The sequence below is a fragment of the Xanthomonas sp. LMG 12460 genome, from assembly GCF_009192895.1.
Classification (GTDB): Bacteria; Pseudomonadota; Gammaproteobacteria; order Xanthomonadales; family Xanthomonadaceae; genus Xanthomonas_A; species Xanthomonas_A sontii.
This window is the reverse complement of record NZ_NKUH01000079.1, coordinates 48,354-67,941: the sequence shown is the minus strand read 5'-3', so window position 1 is coordinate 67,941 and position 19,588 is coordinate 48,354. Positions and strand designations below refer to the sequence as shown.

Below are 19,588 nucleotides of genomic sequence, written 5' to 3'. Positions count from 1 at the left end.
CCGCGGTGTGGGGCGCGCACGAGGGCTCGCTGCTGCTGTGGACGCTGATCCTGGCGCTGTGGACCGGCGCGGTGGCGCTGTACTCGCGGCGCCTGCCGGCGCACGTCGTCGCGCGGGTGATCGGCACCCTGGCGCTGGTCAGCATCGGCTTCCTGGCGTTTTTGCTGTTCACCTCCAACCCGTTCGCGCGGCTGCTGCCGGCGCCGCTGGAAGGGCGCGATCTCAATCCGCTGCTGCAGGATCCTGGCCTGGTGATCCATCCGCCGCTGCTGTACGCCGGCTATGTCGGCTTCGCGGTGCCGTTCGCCTTCGCCATTGCCGCGCTGCTGGACGGCCAGGTGGACGCGCGCTGGCTGCGCTGGACGCGGCCGTGGACCAACGTGGCCTGGGGCTTTTTGACCATCGGCATCGCCCTCGGCAGCTGGTGGGCGTACTACGAACTGGGCTGGGGCGGCTGGTGGTTCTGGGACCCGGTGGAGAACGCCAGCTTCATGCCGTGGCTGGCCGGCGCGGCGTTGCTGCATTCGCAGGCGGTCACCGAGAAGCGCGGCAGCTTCGGCGCCTGGACCCTGTTGCTGGCGATCGCCGCGTTCTCGCTGTCGCTGCTGGGCACCTTCCTGGTGCGCTCGGGCGTGCTGACCAGCGTGCATTCCTTTGCCGCCGATCCGGCCCGCGGCCTGTTCATCCTGGTGTTCCTGAGCCTGCTGTGCGGCGGCGCGCTGCTGCTGTACGCACTGCGCGGCGGCCGCGTGGCGGCGGCGGCCGACGAGGCGCGGCAACGCTTCGCGCCGGCGTCGCGCGAGACCCTGCTGCTGGCCAACAACCTGCTGCTGACCTGCGCCTGCGCCATGGTGCTGCTGGGCACGCTGTATCCGCTGCTGGCCGATGCGCTGGACCTGGGCAAGCTGTCGGTGGGGCCGCCCTACTTCGGTACCCTGTTCATCGTGCTGATGGCGCCGCTGGTGGCGCTGCTGCCGTTCGGCCCGCTGACCCGCTGGCAGCGCGAACAGGCGTCGCGGCCGCTGGCGCTGCTGGCGCCGTGGGCGGGCCTGGCGCTGCTGGCCGGGGCAATCGGCTTCTTCCTGGCGCCGCAGGGTGCGTGGAAGACCGCCGCCGGCGTCGCCGCCGCGACCTGGGTGCTGCTGGGCACCGCGCGCTTCGTATGGAGCCGGCGCCAGCTCAAGGGCAGCCGTTTCACTGCCGAGATGCTGGGCATGACCCTGGCGCACACCGGCATCGCCGTTTTTCTGGCCGGCGCGTTGCTGGTCGAGGCCCTGGAGCAGCAGCGCGAAGTGGCGCTGGCGCCCGGACAGCACCTGGAGCTGGGCCGCTACCGTTTCGAGCTGCAGGGGCTGGACCAGCGCAAGGGCCCCAACTACGTGGCCGAACGCGCGCACGTGCAGGTGCTGCGCGACGATCGCCCGCTGGCGCTGCTGCACCCGGAAAAGCGTCTTTACGCCAGCGGCGGCCAGAACATGACCGAAGCCGGCATCCACCCCGGCCTGTTCGGCGACGTCTACGTCGCCCTCGGTGAGCCGCTGGGCGGCAACGCCTGGGCGATGCGCGTGCACGTCAAACCTTTCGTGCGCTGGATCTGGCTTGGCGCGGCGCTGATGGCGCTGGGTGGTTTCGTCACCGCCGCCGACCGGCGCTTCCGTCGTTCCCCGGAGACCCCCTGATGTCCGCTCCCGCTCCACGTCGCCTGCCGCTGCCCGCCATCGTTCTGGGCGCGCTGTTCTTCCTTGGCCTGCTGGCGTTGATGGTGTATGCGGTGCAGCGTTCCGGCAGCGCCGATCGCGACGCGCTGCCCTCGGCGCTGATCGGCAAGCCGGCGCCGGCGTTCGAACTGCCGCTGCTGCACGACGCCTCGATCCGCGTGCGCAGCAGCGAGTTGCTGGGCGCGCCGTACGTGCTCAACGTGTGGGGCAGCTGGTGCCCGGCCTGCCGCGAGGAACACCCGGTGCTGACCCGCTTCGCGCTCAGCAAGCGTGTGCGGGTGATCGGCTACGACTGGAAGGACACCCGCGAGGACGCGCTGCGCTGGCTGGAGCAGTTGGGCAATCCGTTCCTGGCGGTGCTGTTCGATCCCGAAGGGCGCACCGCGATCGACTGGGGCGTGGCCGCGGCGCCGGAGACCTTCCTGGTCGACGCGCGCGGCGTGGTGCGCTGGAAGCATGCCGGCCCGCTGACCGATGCGATCATCCGCGACGAACTGCTGCCGGCACTGGAGCAGGCCGAGCGCGACGCCCCGCCGACGCGCGCCCAGGGCAAGGCCACGCCATGAGCCAGCACCGCCGGCCTGCGCTGCGGCTGGGCCTGCTGGCGCTGCTGGCGCTGCTGGCGTGGTCCACGCTGGCCGGCGCCGAACCGGTGTCCGATCCGACGCCGCTGGCCTATCGCTCCGCCGCCGAGGAGGCGCGCTTCCATGCGCTGACCGCGGAACTGCGCTGCGTGCAATGCCAGAACCAGTCGCTGGCCGACTCGCACGCGCAGATCGCCATGGACCTGCGCCGCGAAGTGCTGGAGCTGATGCACCAGGGCAAGTCGGATGCGCAGATCAAGCAGTTCCTGGTCGACCGCTACGGCGAGTTCGTGCTGTACCGGCCACAGCTGGAAGCGCGTACCTGGCTGCTGTGGTTCGGCCCCTTGCTGCTGCTGGCCGGCGGCGCCGTGGTGCTGATCCGGATGGTGCGGCGACGCGCGCCGGCAGCGACCGCGCTACCGCTGCAGGACGAACAGGAATGGTGAGGCGATGCTGAGTTGGGGCATGTCGGCCGCGGCGGTGGCGCTGGCGGCGCTGGTGTTCGCGGTGGTGTTGTGGCCGCTGCGCAGCCGCGGCCGCAACGGCGCGGTGCTGGCGGTGGCGATCCTGGCGCTGGGCGTGGCGACGGCGGCGCTGTATGCGTTGGTCGGCACCCCGCGCGCGTTGCAGGCGCAGAACCGCGAGGCACCACGCACGCTCGAGGATGGCGTGAAGCAACTGCAGGCGGCGCTGGCGAAGGATCCCAACCGGGCCGACGGCTGGGCCTTGCTCGGCCGCAGCCAGATGTCGCTGGGCCACCACGCCGAGGCCGCGGCCGCATTCGCGCGTGCGGTGCGCCTGGCGCCGGAGCAGGCGCCGCTGCTGATCGAAGCAGCCGAGGCGCGTGCGATGGCCAACCCGCAACGGCAGTTCGACGACCAGGCGTTGGCCTGGCTGCAGCACGCCCTGCAATTGGCGCCGGGCAGCGAACGCGGCGCCTGGTTCCTGGGCATCGCCCAGCGCCAGCGCGGCCAGGACGCCGCCGCCGCGGCCACCTGGGAAGCGCTGTTGCCGCGCGTGGACGCGGCCACCGCCGCGGCGCTGCGGCCACAGATCGACGCGGCGCGCAGCGCGGCCGGCCTGCCGGCGCTGCCCGCTGACGGCACCGCCGCCACGGCGCAGGATGCGCAGGCGCCGGCGAGCACCGGCCTGACCGTGGCCGTGTCGCTGGACCCGGCGTTCGCCGCCCGCGTGCGCCTGCGCGGCGACGCCAGCGTATTCGTGATCGCACGCGTACCGGGCGGCCCGCCGATGCCGGTGGCGGTGCAGAAGCATCCACTGCAGGCGCTGCCGTTGCGGGTGACGCTGAGCGACGCGGACAGCCCGATGCCGACGCAGAAGCTCTCGCAACTCAAGCAGGTGCAGGTGATCGCGCGGCTGTCGGCCAGCGGTAACGCCATGCGCCAGGACGGCGATCTGGAATCGGCGCCGGTGACGGTCACCCTGCCGGCGACCGCGCCGGTGGAGCTGGTGATCGGCAAGCCGTAGCGCAAGCAGTCGTGTGGGAGCGACCGTGCCTGATCGGGACCGTCCGGTCGCGACCAGGCCAAGACGCCAGCAAGAGTGCGAAACGTCGTTGCAGCAGCGGCTTCAGCCGCGACACGCTCTACCGGGAGGCCTGTCGCGACTGAAGCCGCTCCCACGAGGCAACAGCGTGTCGGACTGGATCGCGGTGGAAGCGAATGATCAGACGCGCAGTAGATCCGGCCCGGCGTCACTCACGGACGCCATCGCGGCCCGACACGCTCCATCCCGCACCACGCATACGCCGGATGCGCAATCGCGCGGCTAGAATCGGCGCATGACCGAATTCATCCCGCCCGGCAGCCGCTTCCTCGCCCTGCCCTCGCCGTTCCCGATGAAACGTGGCGGCCAGTTGCATGGCGCGCGGGTCGCCTACGAAACCTGGGGCACGCTGTCGGCCGCGCGCGACAACGCGGTCCTGATCGTCACCGGACTCTCGCCCGACGCGCATGCCGCAGCCAATGCCGACGATCCCACGCCAGGCTGGTGGGACGGCATGCTCGGCCCGGGCAAGCCGATCGACACCCAGCGTTGGTTCGTGATCTGCGTGAACTCGCTGGGCAGTTGCAAGGGCTCCACCGGTCCAGCCTCGCCGCATCCGGACGACGGCGAGCCGTATCGCCTGCGCTTCCCGGAGCTGTCGATCGAGGACGGTGCCGACGCCGCCGCGCAGGTGGTGCGGGCACTGGGCATCGCGCAGTTGGCCTGCGTGATCGGCAACTCGATGGGCGGCATGACCGCGCTGGCGCTGCTGCACCGGCATCCGGACCTGGCCCGCAGCCACATCAATATTTCCGGCAGCGCGCAGGCACTGCCGTTCTCGATCGCGATCCGCTCGCTGCAGCGCGAGGCGATCCGCCTGGACCCGAACTGGAACGGCGGCGACTACGACGAGGCCACCTATCCCGAGTCGGGCATGCGCATGGCACGCAAGCTCGGCGTGATCACCTACCGCTCGGCGCTGGAATGGGACGGCCGCTTCGGCCGCGTGCGGCTGGACTCGGACCAGACCGACGACGATCCGTTCGGCCTGGAATTCCAGGTCGAGAGCTACTTGGAAGGCCACGCCCGCCGCTTCGTGCGCCGCTTCGACCCGAACTGCTATCTGTACCTGAGCCGCTCGATGGACTGGTTCGACCTGGCAGAACCTGCGGGCGGCGACGTGCTGGCCGGCATCGCCACGATCCGCATCGAGCGCGCGCTGGCGATCGGCGCCAACACCGACATCCTGTTCCCGGTGCAGCAGCAGCAACAGATCGCCGACGGCCTGCGCGCCGGCGGCGCACAGGCGCAGTTCCTGGGGCTGGATTCGCCGCAGGGCCACGATGCCTTCCTGGTGGATTTCGCGCGGTTCGGACCGGCGGTGCAGGAGTTTCTGGATGCGCTGTGAGTGGTGCAGGGTGCGAGCCGCATCACCCCAACACGCGGTGCCTGGCGACGCCACCAACGGCATCTTTCGCGTGGGTTCATCCCGACACGCGTCCCGCGTTGGGTAAATTGAGTTCCTTCCAAAACACGTCCCACTTCGTAGATCGCTCGCGAATAGGCGTTGCCACGATCGGACACACGGACCACCTGCATGACGCCAACAGGCGCCATGCCACCACCAGCCAAGCGCGGGAGCACGGCAGATCCTTTGCCGTGATCCCGCTCGATCGTTTCAGCAGAACGCCGGCAGCGACGAAATCAGTTGAACCGCGCCATGTCTGTCAGCGCCGTGTTCTGAATCAGCGTCTCGCCATTGAACTCGAAGTAGCGGCCATAGGCGGTGATCACCTCATGTCGATTGCTCTTGAGCTCACGCGTGTCGAACTTGCACGCCTCGCCTGCCGGCCCGTAGTTGCAGATCTGCTGATAGCGCGCAACGCTCTGCAACGGGCCGGAAGCAAGCAGATTGCCGTTGGCATCCCACATCCAGTACTGCCCGTACGCGTTGACCGACTCGACCAGACCGCCCCATTCCGGGAACACGACCAGCGAGCGCGTGTCGAATACGCAGGGATTCTTTCCTTGGCAAGGGCCAGCCGCATACCGCGGGACGTCTTTCAGTTCTCCAGCCTGCGGACCAAACGGCTGGCCGTTGGCGTCGAAGTTCCAGTAGCGACCGTAAGCGGTAATTGATTCAAGATAGCCCACACCCGGGTAGTCCACTTCAGTGCGAGTTTCGAACTTGCATGCATAATGAGAGCCCACAGATTCCTGCGTACATGGTCCGTTTCCGGCTGCATAACGCGGCACGGCACTCAGCGGCGCTGGCCTTGCCGAAGGCTGTCCCTGGGTATCGAACTTCCATAGATGACCATAGGCAATCACAGACTCAGTGCCATGAGGGCCTTCATCAATCGCGTCAAGCACACACGCAGTCGGCCGAAGCGAATCATCGCCGAAATTGTACAGGCATGGACCGGGAATCTTTCCATTTCCTACCATTGAACGAGCCCAGTTAACGGCCGCCTCTGCGTTTAGCAAGCCGGCACCACACCGATTGTCAGCGCAGGCCATCGGCGTCGCCGTGCTTTTCAGGATGTTCTTGATCTGATCGGGCGTCAGAGCAGGATTCGCAGATAACATCAATCCGATCGCCCCACTGACGTGTGGCGCCGACATTGAGGTTCCCGAAAGAAAGCGATAACACGACGTCAATCCATCGCCGTTTTTCACCGCCCAAGCAGAGAGCACGCCGACCCTCGTCACAGCGTTGACCTGCGAAATTGGATTTACTATCCCGGGACAATCACCTAGTCCAGCGCCATAAACCCCTTCATCGCGAGTCGCGCCGCCACCAGGCGCCATCAACGTCAACGATGCCCCGCCATTGGTGTAAGGGGCCTCAAGATTCATCTGATCGGTCGCCCCGACAGAGATGACTCCGGGACAAGAAGCTGGCCGCACATGAGCCACATCGACCCACGAGCCGGAAGCTGCTTGGTCGTAGATTATCCCTGGCGCATTGTGGTTACCAGCCGAAGCTACGATCGAAACGCCCGCGACCAGCGCCTGGGAGATGGCACGATTAGTGTACTGGTAGTCGTCACAAGTACTGGTCGGGTCCGCCAGACTTAGATTGACGACCCTTGCGCCAGATTGGACTGCAATCTTGATCGCTGCAGCCAGGTTAGCATCACTGACGCCCTGATAGATTCTGCTCGAAAGAATCTCGCACTGTGGGCAGACACCGGCGATACCTTGTCCATTTTGTTTTTTAGCGCCAATGATTCCGGCCGTATGGGTTCCATGTGCAAATCCGCCATCTTCATTGGGGTTACCTCCATTTATTCCGCGATAGAAATCTCTACCGCTTCCATCCTGGGCCCACGTAATATCCGGGTGTCCGGAATACCCAGAATCGATCGTGGCAATTCGAATCTTCTGGCCATTCGCTGGCGCAAGCGCCCAGGCCTGCGGTGCGCGAATCGCGGAAAGATTCCATTGCTGCGCCGAAAGCGGATCGTTGGTAGGCGCCTGTGCGTGGACCGAGCTACTTAGTGCCAATCCTATCAACGCCCCTAAGCGCACCAGGGCAGATAAACGTTTCTTCGCGAACATTGTTCCAGACATACGTGAAACTCCTTTTCTCTGATGGGCAACCCCCTGTCGCCCGGTCACCCGGAAAGAAACTGACTACCGCTTCGTGGTGTTCGTTCCGCATCACCGACCGTCGCGAAATTCTAGAGCGGTGACATCTCACAGGCCGACACTGACGGTGCGTTGTATACCATCAGAGAATCTCGTCCCAGTTGCCATCGTTCTGCGACGTGCGTGCTTGGAGGTCGCCGCCATTCGTGGCATACGTGCGCCACGCGTGACCAGTCACGCTGCGCGTGTCTCACACCGTGTCATCGCCCGACGCTTCGACGCTGCGCACGAGCCGCCCGTCCTGCAAGCGATAGCGCACATGCACCACACCGTCGGGCAGCGTGTCGTGACTGATCAGCAGCAGGCTGCGCTGGCCCAGCGCCTGCGCCAGGTCGCGCAGCAGCGCCTGCGCGGTGTCCACGTCCAGGCCTTCGGTGGGTTCGTCCAGCACCAGCAACGGTGCCTCGCGCAACAGGGCACGGGCCAGGGCCAGGCGCCGCGCCTGGCCGGCGGACATGGTGGCGCCGTTTTCGCCGAGCCAGGCGTCGAGGCCACCGACTTCGTGCAGCCAGGCGTCGAGCCGCACGTCGGTCAACACCCGCTGCAGCCGCGCATCGTCGGCTGCGGGATCACCCAGGCGCAGATTGTCGCGCACGCTGCCGGCGAACACCGGCGCGCCCTGCGGCAGCCAGGCGACGCGGCGATGCCACTGTGCCTCGGCGACCTCACGCAAATCCGTGCCGGCGTAGCGCACGCTGCCCTGTTGCGGATCCCACAGCCGCAGCAGCAACGCCGACAGGGTCGTCTTGCCGCTCCCGCTGTCGCCGGAGAGGGCGATGCGCTCGCCCGGGGCGATGCGCAGGGAGACGCCGTCGAGTACGCGCCGCGCCTCGCCCGGCCAGGCGAACACGACGTCGTCGAACTGCACCTCGCCAGTGGCCGGCAGCGCCTGCGGATGCGCAGGGTCTAGCACTGGTGGCGCCTGCCCGGCGATCGCCTGCAGGCGCCGCGCGGCGACGCGGCCGGACTGCAGCGCCTGCCAGGCCAGGCCGGCCCCGGCCCAGACCTCGAGCAGGGCCACGGTCAGGAACACCAGGCCGGCGGCCTGTTCGGCGCTGATCGCGTCGGCACGCGCCGCACCCAGCGCCACCCACAGCATCGCCAACAGGCCCGCCGCAGCGCACAGCGCGTGCAAGGCGTTGCCGCCGATCAGCCGCTGCCGCTGACGCCGGTCCTCGGCGCGCACCGCCTGCGCGCTGGCGTCCACGCGCGCGATCCAGGCGGCTTGCGCGTCGAGCGCGGCCAGGTCGGCGGCGCCCTCCAGCCCTTCGTAGGCCAGGGTGCGCAAGGCTTCGCGCTGCTGCGCGCGTGCGCGTTCGCGGGCCTCGCCGCCGCGCGCCACCACCCACGGCACGCCGAGCCCGATCGCCAACGCCAGCGCGGTCAGCACCAGCGCCGCCGGCCCGTGGATCGCCGCTGCCGCGGCAATGCCGATCGTGCCGACGCCGAGCAGTGCGGCCAGCGGCGCCAGCGCGCGCACCACCAGGCCGTCGACCTCGCCGATGTCCGACATCAGCCGTGCCAGCAGTTCGCCGGTGCGGCTGGCGCCGAGCCGTGCCGGTGCCAGCGGCAGTGCGCGGCGGAAGAACCACACCCGCAGGTCGCGGGCGATGCGCAGGGTCGCGTCGTGCCCGACCAGCTTTTCGCCGTAGCGCGAGGCGATGCGCGCGAAGGTCAACGCGCGGATGCCGGCCGACGGCGAGAAGAAGTTGAAGCCACTGCCCATGCCGACCGCGCCGGCCAGCGCCGCGGCGGTGAGGAAGCCACCGGACAGGCCGAGCAGCCCGACCCCGGCCAGCATCGTGCACAGCACCAGCAGCGCGGTCAGCAGCAGCCGGCCGAGATGGCGGCCGAACACGCCGCGCAAGCTGTCGCGGGTGCCGCTCATGGCTGCGCTCCCTGGGTCGCGGCGGAGGCGTTGCGGGCCGGCAACCGCAGCACGGTATCGGCCCAGCGCATCGCCGCTTCGCTGTGGGTTGCGACGATCACGCTGCGGCCGCGGGCGAACTCCGCCAGCGTGTGCAGCAGGTCCGCCTCGGTGTCCGCGTCCAGGAACGCGGTCGGTTCGTCCAGCAACAGCAGTTCCGGATCGCGCAGCAACAGTCGCGCCAGGCCGATGCGCCGCGCCTCGCCGCCCGAAAGGCCGAAGCCGCGCTCGCCGATCGGCGTGTCCAGCCCCTGCGGCAGCCGCGCGGCGAAGCGCAGCACCTGCGCGGCCTCGGCGGCGGCATGCAGTTGCGCAGCGCTGGCCTGCGGATCGGCCAGGCGCAGGTTGTCGGCGATGCTGCCGTGGAACAGATACGGCCGCTGCCCGGCGTAGCCGATGCGCAGCCCCTTGCGCACCTGCAAGGTACCGGCACGCGGCGGCAGCCACCCGGCCAGCGCTTCCAGCAGCGTGCTCTTGCCGCTGCCACTGGGGCCGACCAGGGCCAGGCGCTGTCCGGCATGCAGATCGACATCCAGGCCCTGCACCGCGTCGCAGCGCGCACCCAGCGGGCGCAGGTGCAGCGCGCGCGCCTGCAGCAGCGGTACCTCGCGCGACGCGCTTGTGGAAGGCGCGGCGACGGGCATTGCCTCGGCAGCGGCGTCGTTCGGCACGACGGCCCCCTCGGCGTGCGCAGCCGGCGCATCCGTGGCCTGCGGCAGGCTTTCCAGCAGGCGCTCCACCTCGGCCGCCGCGGCCAGCGCATTGGCGCGGTCGTGGTAATGCGCGGCCAGGCGCCGCAGCGGCGCATAGAACTCCGGCGCCAGCAGCAGGCAGAACACGCCGGTACCCAGGGTCGGCACGCTGCCGTGCAGGGCGATCATGCCGAGGTAGCTCAGGCCCAGGTACAGCGCGACGATCGCCACGCTGACCGAGGCGAAGAACTCCAGCACGGTGGACGACAGGAACGCGATGCGCAGCACTTTCAGCGTGCGCTCGCGCACGCCCTCGGCGGCAGCGGCGATCCCGCGCAGTTCGTCGTCGCCGCGCCCGTACAGGCGCAACAGGCCCAGGCCCTTGAGCCGGTCGGCGAAGTGCCCGCCCATCCGCGCCAACTCGCGCAACTGACGGCGACCGGCGGCCTCGGCGCCCCAGCCCACCAGCATCATGAAGATCGGCACCAGCGGCGCGGTGAACAACAGGATCAGACCGACCACCCAGTCGCTCCACGCCACCGCCAGCACGATCAGCAGCGGCACCACGCTCACTTCCCAGCGCGCGGGCCGGTAGCCGGCGTAGTAACCGTCCAGCGCATCGCCATGCGCCAGCAGCAGCTCGCCCAGTTCGCCGTTGCGCTGCCCACGCAGCCACAGCGGCCCGCGCTGCAGCAGTTGCCGGTACACGCGGCGACGCAGCTCGAGTTTGGCCGCATCGGCGACATCGCCGGCAGCCCGCTGCGCGGCGGCGCCGAGCCCGGCACGCAGGACCAACACCAGCGCCAGCAGGCCGAAGACCGGCAGTGTCTGCGCCAGGTCGCGGCGCTCGACCAGCAGCGCCTGCACCAGCCAGGCGATGGCGCCGGCCTGCACGATCAGCAGCGCGCCGGACGCGCTGATCGCCGCCGCAGCCAGGCGCTGGCGGCCGCGCGCGGCCACGGCCAGGGCCTCCAGCCAGCGCATGCGCTGCTGCCGCTGCTGCGGCGTATCGGCGGGCAGTGCAGTGGACGGCTCGGCGGAATCGGTCAAAACGGGCTCGGCGCGGCGAACGAAGTCGCCAGTTTAGCGGGAAGGCGCTTCCGGACCGGAACCGCCGTGGCCGCCACGATGCCGGGCACCCCGGTCCCGCACATTGATCTGAATCAAGGTCGAACGCGCCGCAGCGGCGGAAGATCGCCTCCAATCTCCCGCCACTCGGCCACCCAGATGCACATCTTCCACGAGGTAGCACAGCCATGATCGACACCACTGTCGTAGAGCTGTCGCGGCTGCAGTTCGCCATGACCGCGATGTACCACTTCCTGTTCGTCCCGCTCACCCTGGGCCTGTCCTTCATGATCGCGATCATGGAGAGCGTGTACGTCATGACCCGCAAGGACGTGTGGCGGCGCATGACCCTGTTCTGGGGCGTGCTGTTCGGCATCAACTTCGCGATGGGCGTGGCCACCGGCATCGTCATGGAGTTCCAGTTCGGCATGAACTGGTCCTACTACAGCCACTACGTCGGCGACATCTTCGGCGCGCCGCTGGCGATCGAAGGGCTGATGGCGTTCTTCCTGGAGGCGACCTTCATCGGCCTGTTCTTCTTCGGCTGGAGCAAGCTCACCCCGGTCAAGCACCTGATGGTGACCTGGCTGATGGCGCTGGGCACCAACCTGTCGGCGGTGTGGATCCTGATCGCCAACGGCTGGATGCAGAACCCGACCGGCGCGGTGTTCAACCCGGACACCATGCGCATGGAAGTGGTGGACTTCATGGCGGTGGTGTTCAACCCGGTGGCGCAGGCCAAGTTCGTGCATACGGTCAGCGCCGGCTACGTGACCGGTGCGGTGTTCGTAATGTCGATCAGCGCGCTGTACCTGCTGCGCGGCAAGCACCGCGACATCGCCCGGCGTTCGTTCGCGGTGGCCGCCGCGTTCGGCCTGGCCTCCTCGCTGTCGGTGGTGGTGCTGGGCGACGAGAGCGGCTACGCCGCCAACGAGCACCAGAAGATGAAGCTGGCCGCGATCGAGGCGATGTGGGAAACGGAGCAGGCGCCGGCCGACTTCACCGCCTTCGGCATTCCCAACCAGGCCACCGGCAAGAACGACTACGCGATCAAGGTGCCGTACCTGATGGGCCTGATCGCCACGCGCTCGTTGAACACGCCGGTGCCGGGCATCCTGGAACTGGTCAAGCGCGCCGAGCACCGCGTGCGCGGCGGGCAGATCGCCTACGGCGCGCTGCAGCGGCTCAAGGCCAACCGCAACGACGCCGAGGCGCGCGCGGTGTTCGATCGCCACTGGCAGGACCTGGGCCACGGCCTGCTGCTCAAGCGCTACCGCGAGGACATCCTCAACGCCACGCCGGAGGAGATCGCCAAGGCCGCGCTGGACACGGTGCCGCGCGTACTGCCGCTGTTCTGGACGTTCCGGGTGATGGCCGGCCTGGGCTTCTACCTGATCGCCTTCTTCGCCGCCGCGCTGTGGTTCTCGTGCAAGCACAATTTCGAGGACAAGCGCTGGTTCCTGAAGCTGGCGCTGTGGACACTGCCGATGCCGTGGATCGCGATCGAGTGCGGCTGGTTCGTGGCCGAGTACGGCCGCCAGCCGTGGGCGGTGGAAGGCGTGCTGCCGACCTTCTATGCCGCCTCCGGCCTGGCCCTGCACGACATCCTGATCACCCTCGCCGGCTTCGTGGCGATCTACACCACGCTGCTGATCATCGAGATCAAGCTGATGCTCAAGGCGATCCGCAAGGGGCCGGACGACCTGCCCGCCCTGCTGCAACCCGCCCCGCGTCCCGTCACCCCGATCGCCGCGCCTGCGGCCGCCGGCCACCTCTGATTCCGGCAGGAGACACACCATGGACTTCATTGCATTGGACTACACCACGCTGCGCGTGATCTGGTGGCTGCTGCTGGGCATCCTGCTGATCGGCTTCGCGGTGATGGACGGTTTCGACCTGGGCGTCGGCGCGTTGCTGCCGTTCGTGGCCAAGACAGACGCCGAACGCCGGCTGGTGGTCAACACCATCGGCCCGGTCTGGGAAGGCAACCAGGTCTGGTTGATCCTGGGCGGCGGCGCGATCTTCGCCGCCTTCCCGCCGCTGTACGCGGTGAGCTTCTCCGGCTTCTACCTGGCCATGTTCGTGATCCTGTTCGCGCTGATCCTGCGCCCGGTCGGGTTCAAGTTCCGCGGCAAGCTGCCCAGCCAGCGCTGGCGCAACGGCTGGGACTGGGCGCTGTTCGTCGGCGGCTTCATCCCGGCGCTGATCATGGGCGTGGCGGTGGGCAACGTGCTGCTGGGCGTGCCGTTCCATTTCGACGACACCCTGCGGGTGTTCTACACCGGCAGCTTCTTCGGCCTGCTGATGCCGTTCGCCCTGCTCGCCGGCCTGCTCAGCGTGAGCATGCTGGTGGCGCACGGCGCGGCGATGCTGGTGCTGAAGACCGACGGCCCGGTGGCCGAGCGCGCGGCGCGCTACGGCAGCATCGCCGCCCTGGCGGCCTGCGCGCTGTTCGCCGGCGCCGGAGTATGGGCGGCCACCGGCCTGCCCGGCTATGCGGTCACTTCGCAGGTGGTCACCGACGGCGCCACCAACCCGCTGCTGAAGACCGCCGTGCTCGGCGAGGTCGGCGGCTGGATGCACAACTACAAGACCATGCCGCTGACGGCCCTGGCCCCGGCCGCCGGCCTGCTCGGCCTGCTGCTCAGCGCGGCGCTGTTGCGCAAGCGCCGCGGCGGCCTGGCGTTCATCGCCTCCGGTGCGGCCATCGCCGGCATCATCCTGACCGTGGGCTTTGCGATCTTCCCGTTCCTGCTGCCGTCCTCCAGCCAGCCGGGCTCCAGCCTGACCGTGTGGGACGCCTCCAGCAGCCACCTGACCCTGTGGATCATGCTGCTGGCCACCGTGGTGTTCCTGCCGATCATCCTCGGCTACACCACCTGGGTGTACCGCGTGCTGAAGGGCAAGGTCACCGCCGCCTCCCTGGACGACAACCCCAACGCGTACTGACGCGCCCGCAAGGAGAAACGATCATGTGGTACTTCGCCTGGATTCTCGGTGTCGGCCTGGCCTCCACCGCCGCCATCCTCAACGGGATGTGGTTCGAGGCCCGCGAGCGCAACGCCGCGGACGCGGCCGACGCGACGGAGTAAAATTTTTTTGCAAAGGCGCTTGCCGAATGCGGAAGACCTCCGTATCATGTGCGGCTCCTTCGGGGTGTAGCTCAGTCTGGTAGAGCGCTACGTTCGGGACGTAGAGGTCGCAGGTTCGAATCCTGTCTCCCCGACCAGTTTCAAGGTCACAAGAAGCCTGGAAAACCACAGTTTTCCGGGTTTTTTTGTGTCTGCAATCCGGTGCGGCCACGCAGCGCGGCCACCCCCGCCGCCGCCCGCCTCCGTCTTCTCGAAGCAACCTGGCCTTGACGCCCGGGTCCGGCGCCTCGCCACAATGGCGACGGGGAACCGGCGCATGCATCACGACCTGCGTCTTCGGCGACGACACGCGCCGAAGACGAGGCGGCGGGCATGTCCGTTTCGACGCTCACGACTCAGACAAACGGACACGACACCATGAAACTGCAAGCGACGCTCTGTCTCTCACTGATCGCGCTCTACTGCACGCCCGCAGCCGCGGTGACCGAAACCGACAAGCAGGTGGACCGACTCGGCGTGCAGGGCGTACAGGGCGGCGCGACTGCCTACTTCAGCGTCAAGGATGCGCTCTCCACCACCTGCAAGTTCGACATCGTCTACCTCAACCTCGGCGACGAGTTCGGCAAGGCCGCCTATGCGAGCCTGCTCGCCGCGCAGACCTCGGGCAAGAAGCTCTCGCGCTTCGAGTATTGGCAATCCGCTCCAGGCGAAACATGCACGCTCTCGCTGGTCGAATCGCACAGCTGATCGGCACTGACTACGGCCGCGCTCAGCGCAACCGCGCCTTCAACAGCGGCCGCAGCAGGTAGTTCAGCACGCTGCGCTTGCCGGTCAGGATGTCGACCTCGGCCACCATGCCCGGGATGATCGGCAGCGCTTCGCCACCGCGGCGCAACTGGCTGCCGTCGGTGCGGATCAGCACCTGGTAGAACGACTCCTTCCCATGCGGGGTCTGCTCCTCGATGGTGTCGGCGCTGATCTGCTCGACCGTGCCGTTGAGCTCGCCGTAGATCGTGTAGTCGTAGGCGGTGATCTTGACCCGCGCCCCCATACCCGGCACCAGGAACGCCACGTCGCGCGGTTTGATCCGCGCCTCCACCAGCAGCCGCTCCTCCACCGGAATGATCTCCATGATCGGCTCGCCCGGCGGGATCACGCCGCCGCGTGTATTGATCAGCACGGTGTTGACCCGTCCACGCACCGGCGACAGGATCTCGGTGCGGCGCAACTGGTCGTGGCGCTGGCGCACGATCGGCTCCAGTGCACCGAGATCCGCCTTGCGCTTGGCCAGTTCGGTATACGCCTCCTGGAAGTAGCTGTTGCGCAGCTCGCCGAGCCGGCCCTGCAAGGTGGCGATGTCCTGGCTGAGCTTGAGCGCCTCGACCTGGCTGACCGCGCCCCTGGCCACCAGCGGCCGCACGATGTTCAACTGATCCTGGGCCAGGCGGATCTGCCGCTGGATCGCCTGGCTGCCTTCGGCCAGCTTGCTGCGGCGCGACTCGAACAGGTCGCGCTCGGAACGCTGCAAAGCCTGATTGGAGGCGACCTGCTCGGGGAACGCGATGCGGTCCTTGCCCAACACTTCGGCGTCCAGGCGCGCGATCGCCGCATGCAGCACCTGCTCCTGGTTGACCGACTCCTGATAGTTGGTCAGGAAGTGGGTGCGTTCCAGGCGCACCAGCGGCTGTCCCGGCTTGACCAGCTCGCCTTCCTGCACCAGCAGCCGGTCAAGGATCCCGCCCTCCAGGCTCTGGATCTTCTGCATGCGGCTGTAGGGCACCACGCGGCCATCGCCACGGGTCACCTCGTCCAGCTCGGCCCAGGCCGCCCAGGCCAGGAAGATCGCCACTGTCGCCAACACGGTCCACAACAATGGCCGGTACAGCGGATGGGTGGAGGCCAGCAGCGGATCGCCCAGCCGCCGCCGCAGCGCGATCGAGGTGCGCTCAGCCATGGCCGCCCGCCAGTGCCGGCGCCGGCACCTGTACCCGGCTGCCCTGCAGCACCTGCTCCACCGGTCCATCCACCACCACGCGTCCTTGCCGCAGCACCACGGCACGCCGGGTCAGTTCGAGCATGCTGCGCTTGTGCGTGCTCAGCACCAGCGTGCGCGTGCCCAGCCAGCGCTGCAGGTAGGCGATGACCAACTGCTCGCTGTGCTGGTCGAACGCCGCGGTGGGTTCGTCGAGCAGCACCACGCCGGGATCCTGCAGCAGCAGCCGCGCCAGGCCCAGCGCCTGTCGCTGTCCGCCGGAAAGACTGGTGTTGCCCTGTATCGGCAGGTCCAGGCCGAAGGGATGCGCGCGCACGAATGCCCCCAGCCCCACCCCGTCCAACGCCGCGTACAGCTCGTCGTCGCCCAGCGCCGCGCCGTGCAGGTTGAGGTTGTCGCGCAGGCTGCCGTGGAACAGGGCCACGTCCTGCGGCAGGTAGCCGATGTTGCGCATGCGGTCGGCCGGGTCGATCTGCGCGATCGCGACGTCGTCGAGCAGTAGCCGCCCCGATTGCGCGTCGACCAGGCCCGCCAGCAGGCGCAACAGGGTGGACTTGCCGGCGCCGTTGCCGCCTAGCAACGCCACGCGCTCGCCGGCGCCGATTCGCAGCGCCTGCACGTCCAGCGCCGGCGGCTGATCGCCATGGCGCAGCGTCACCGCATCCAGGCGATAGTCGCCCTTCAGCAGCAGCTTGTGCACGAAGCGTTTGCCGGCCGGCCGTTCCTGCGCTGCGCCCAGCAGCTGGTCCAACCCCTCCATCGCCACCCGGGTATGCTGCCAGCGCCCCAGCACCGCGGCCGCCTGCCCGAGCGGTGCGATCGCGCGCGCGGCCAGCAGCGAGCAGGCCACCAGCGCACCGACGGTCATCTCGCCCTGCTGGATCCGATAGACGCCGAACACCACCACACCGACGTAGGCCAGCTGCTGCACCACCGAGGCGGCATAGCTGAGCGCGGTAGTCAGCGAATGGGTCTTCATCGCCGAGGCCGCCAGTTGCGCTGTCAGCCCCTCCCACAGGCCCTGGCAGCGACCCTCGGCACGCGCGGCCTTGATCGATTCCAGATGCTCGAACGCCTCCAGCAGCAGGCCGTTCTTCATCGCGCCCTCGCGCAGGTTCTGCCGCGACAGCGCGCCGAGCAGGCGCTGCGCCAGCAGCCCGGGCAGCACCATCAACACGCAGGCGACCAGCGGCACCCACACCACGTGGCCGCCGATCAAGGCGATGATGGCCAGGAAGATCGCCACGAACGGCAAATCGCTGATCAGCGCTGCGCTGGACGTGGTGTAGAACTCGCGCACCGACTCGAACTCGCGGACCTGCGTACTGAAGGCCCCCATCGACCCCGGTTTGGCCGCCATGCGCATGGCCAGCACGCGCGAGAACAGCAGCGTGGACAACTGCAGGTCCAGGCGCTTGCCCAGCACCGCCAGCAACTGCCCGCGCAGGGTGCGCAACACGCCTTCCAGCACGATCGCCAGGACCACGCCGCTGGCGAGGATCCACAAGGTATCGAAGGCCGCGTTGGGCACCACGCGGTCGTAGACCTGCATTGCGAACAGCGCGGTGGCGATCGCCAGCAGGTTGGCGACCATCGCCGCCGTCGCCACTTCGGCGTAAGAGCGCCACAACTTCGTCAGCGGGCCGTAGAACCAGTGCTCCGCGTCGCTGCCGGCATAGCCGCCGATGCGTCCATCGTCGCGAAAGCGCGGTTTGGCGAATACCGCCGAGCCGCTGTACAGCCGCTCCAGTTCGGACAGCGGCATGGTCTGCTCGCCGCCACTGGCATGCGGCAGCAGCACCCGAGCATTCTCCGACTCGATCGCCTCCAGCAGCAGGGTGCGACCATCGTGCAGCAACAGCAGCGCGGGCAGCAGATAGGCGTCCATCCCCGCGAGCGGATAGTCCAGCACGTCGGCATTGAGATCGGCACGGCGCAGTGCCCGGGGGACCAACCGCAAGGGCAGTCGCCCCTGATCCAGCGCAATGCCATCCACCAGTTCGGCATCGGTCAACGGCCGCCCCAGGCGCTGGCACAGCAACAACAGGCCAGGCCGCAGGCCATCCACGTCCGCTGCCTGCGGGGCGCCGATCGACACCGCCGAATTGTCCTCAACCTGCATGGGCGCTCTCCCGGAACATGGCCTGCAACGCCCCGACCTGCGCCGCGGCACGGTAGCGCAGGCGCTTACGTTCGATCCGCAACGCGATCAACTGGCGTTCGGCCTCCAGCCGCTCGCGCTGTACGTTGAGCAGTTCGATCACCTCGCGCCGGCCCACGCTCAACTGCTCGCGGTAGAGCTCGGCCACCTCCACCGCCTGCTGCGCCTGTTGCAGCAGTGCCTGCTCGCGCCCGCGCAGCGCATCGCCGGCATCGGCCAGCGTCTGCACGGTGCGCAGGATCTCGCGGCGCACGGCATCCACGTTCCACTGCGCCGCTTCTAGGCGCTGCCGGGCGGCCTGCGGGCGCAGGAACGTCGACATGCCCTGAAAGACGTCCATGCTCAGACGCAGCGAAATGGTCGAATCGTTCTGCAGGCGCCCGCCGACGTCGCGGCGCAGCGCGGCGGCTTCCAGATTCAGTTGCGGCTTCAACGCCGCGCGGGCCTCGCGCACTTCCGCTTCGGCGGCACGCACCTGTTCGTTGGCCTTGCGCAGCAAGGGCGAAGCGTCCACCGTCCGCGGCAGCTGCGCCGGCGCCAGTTGCGGCAGGTCCGGCAGATCCGGTTCGAGCAGACCCTCGGCCTCCGTGCCAACCAGCAGCAGGAACTGATTGCGTACCTCCTGCAGCGTGCCCTGCTCGGACGCCAACTGGTCCTGCCCGCGCGCCAGTTCCAGCCGCGTGCGCTCCAGTTCGCTGCGATCGGCGTAGCCACCGCTGCGCGCTTCGCTGAGGTCGGCGATGGCCTGCAGGCGTTGCAGATGCGCCTGCACCGCCTGCAGCCGCTGCTGCGCCAGCAGTACGTCCAGGTACACGTCCACGATCGCCAGCGCGGCATCGTCGGCGGCGACCTCCACCCCGGCGTCCTGCCCACGCTGCTGCGCCCGTGCCGCCGCGACCCTGCTCGACACACGGCCCCAGTCGTACAGCATCTGCGAGAGGTTGACGTCATAGACCACCTCGCCGGGATCCATTGCCTTGGGCCCGGCGCCCACCGACAACGCCGGGTAGTAGCCGCTGCGTGCGATGCGCACGTCGGTGGCGGCACGTGCCGCCTCGGCCATCGCCGCGCGCAGTTGCGGCTCGCTGCTCAGGCCTTGTTGCACCGCCTGGGCCAGCGACATGGCGAAGGCACCTGGCGGTACCGCCAGCAACAGCCAGACGCAGGCGCTGGCCGCCCGGCCAGGCCGGCGC

Annotated in this window: 15 protein-coding genes and 1 tRNA gene; 10 read left to right on the top strand and 6 right to left on the bottom strand. The window is 68.6% G+C overall.

Features of this window, described 5'->3' with window-relative positions; translation table 11 throughout:
• From CEK66_RS15775 to CEK66_RS15755, 5 genes are all read left to right on the top strand, one after another.
• Positions 1–1,679 (top strand): heme lyase CcmF/NrfE family subunit (locus CEK66_RS15775; protein ID WP_152237536.1); only part of this gene is annotated, 1,679 nt, incomplete at its 5' end.
• A complete protein-coding gene (locus tag CEK66_RS15770) occupies positions 1,676–2,284 on the top strand; it encodes a DsbE family thiol:disulfide interchange protein (protein ID WP_193312686.1) in 609 nt (202 codons plus the stop codon). The genes CEK66_RS15775 and CEK66_RS15770, both read left to right, overlap by 4 nt.
• Positions 2,281–2,748, top strand: coding sequence for a cytochrome c-type biogenesis protein (locus tag CEK66_RS15765; protein ID WP_152237534.1), 468 nt, complete (start codon positions 2,281–2,283; stop codon positions 2,746–2,748). The genes CEK66_RS15770 and CEK66_RS15765 overlap by 4 nt, the downstream gene beginning before the upstream one ends.
• 4 nt (positions 2,749–2,752) lie before the next feature.
• Positions 2,753–3,790 carry a tetratricopeptide repeat protein gene (locus CEK66_RS15760; protein WP_152237533.1) on the top strand — a complete coding sequence of 346 codons (1,038 nt, stop codon included), beginning with the start codon at positions 2,753–2,755 and terminating at the stop codon, positions 3,788–3,790.
• 313 nt (positions 3,791–4,103) lie between these two features.
• Positions 4,104–5,216 (top strand): homoserine O-acetyltransferase, encoded by a 1,113-nt coding sequence (locus tag CEK66_RS15755; RefSeq protein WP_152237532.1) that lies wholly within the window; start codon positions 4,104–4,106, stop codon positions 5,214–5,216.
• 296 nt (positions 5,217–5,512) lie between these two features.
• Here CEK66_RS15755 and CEK66_RS15750 read toward each other — a convergent pair whose 3' ends face one another.
• The 3 genes from CEK66_RS15750 to cydD form a co-directional block, all read right to left on the bottom strand.
• Positions 5,513–7,372: a S8 family serine peptidase gene (locus CEK66_RS15750; protein WP_193312684.1), complete on the bottom strand. Its 1,860-nt coding sequence runs from the start codon at positions 7,370–7,372 to the stop codon at positions 5,513–5,515.
• 280 nt (positions 7,373–7,652) lie between these two features.
• Positions 7,653–9,350, bottom strand: a complete 1,698-nt coding sequence (cydC, locus tag CEK66_RS15745) for a thiol reductant ABC exporter subunit CydC (protein ID WP_152237530.1) — start codon at positions 9,348–9,350, stop codon at positions 7,653–7,655.
• Positions 9,347–11,065, bottom strand: a complete 1,719-nt coding sequence (gene cydD / locus CEK66_RS15740) for a thiol reductant ABC exporter subunit CydD (RefSeq protein WP_226978640.1) — start codon at positions 11,063–11,065, stop codon at positions 9,347–9,349. The genes cydC and cydD overlap by 4 nt, the downstream gene beginning before the upstream one ends.
• Before the next feature lie 272 nt (positions 11,066–11,337).
• On the opposite strand from cydD, the gene CEK66_RS15735 reads away from it, so the two are divergent.
• The 5 genes from CEK66_RS15735 to CEK66_RS15715 all read left to right on the top strand — a co-directional run bounded on the left by CEK66_RS15735 (position 11,338) and on the right by CEK66_RS15715 (position 14,988).
• The gene (locus CEK66_RS15735) at positions 11,338–12,927 is read left to right on the top strand and encodes a cytochrome ubiquinol oxidase subunit I (RefSeq protein WP_017910523.1); all 1,590 of its coding nucleotides are present in this window, start codon (positions 11,338–11,340) and stop codon (positions 12,925–12,927) included.
• 19 nt (positions 12,928–12,946) lie between these two features.
• The gene (gene cydB, locus CEK66_RS15730; protein WP_152237528.1) at positions 12,947–14,098 is read left to right on the top strand and encodes a cytochrome d ubiquinol oxidase subunit II; all 1,152 of its coding nucleotides are present in this window, start codon (positions 12,947–12,949) and stop codon (positions 14,096–14,098) included.
• A 23-nt stretch (positions 14,099–14,121) separates the two neighbouring features.
• Positions 14,122–14,241, top strand: a complete 120-nt coding sequence (gene cydX, locus CEK66_RS15725; RefSeq protein WP_152237527.1) for a cytochrome bd-I oxidase subunit CydX — start codon at positions 14,122–14,124, stop codon at positions 14,239–14,241.
• A gap of 60 nt (positions 14,242–14,301) precedes the next feature.
• Positions 14,302–14,378: transfer RNA gene (locus CEK66_RS15720), tRNA-Pro, on the top strand.
• Positions 14,379–14,658: 280 nt separating this feature from the next.
• Positions 14,659–14,988 carry a hypothetical protein gene (locus CEK66_RS15715; RefSeq protein WP_226978639.1) on the top strand — a complete coding sequence of 110 codons (330 nt, stop codon included), beginning with the start codon at positions 14,659–14,661 and terminating at the stop codon, positions 14,986–14,988.
• A 22-nt stretch (positions 14,989–15,010) separates the two neighbouring features.
• On the opposite strand, the gene CEK66_RS15710 is transcribed toward CEK66_RS15715, so the two are convergent.
• The 3 genes from CEK66_RS15710 to CEK66_RS15700 are packed head-to-tail and all read right to left on the bottom strand — an operon-like array spanning position 15,011 to position 19,518.
• Positions 15,011–16,195: an HlyD family efflux transporter periplasmic adaptor subunit gene (locus tag CEK66_RS15710; protein ID WP_152237526.1), complete on the bottom strand. Its 1,185-nt coding sequence runs from the start codon at positions 16,193–16,195 to the stop codon at positions 15,011–15,013.
• Positions 16,188–18,356 carry a type I secretion system permease/ATPase gene (locus CEK66_RS15705; RefSeq protein WP_152237525.1) on the bottom strand — a complete coding sequence of 723 codons (2,169 nt, stop codon included), beginning with the start codon at positions 18,354–18,356 and terminating at the stop codon, positions 16,188–16,190. Before CEK66_RS15705 ends, CEK66_RS15710 begins: the two co-directional genes overlap by 8 nt.
• The gene (locus CEK66_RS15700; RefSeq protein ID WP_226978638.1) at positions 18,346–19,518 is read right to left on the bottom strand and encodes a TolC family protein; all 1,173 of its coding nucleotides are present in this window, start codon (positions 19,516–19,518) and stop codon (positions 18,346–18,348) included. The genes CEK66_RS15705 and CEK66_RS15700 overlap by 11 nt, the downstream gene beginning before the upstream one ends.
• Between the last annotated feature and the right edge of the window lie 70 nt (positions 19,519–19,588).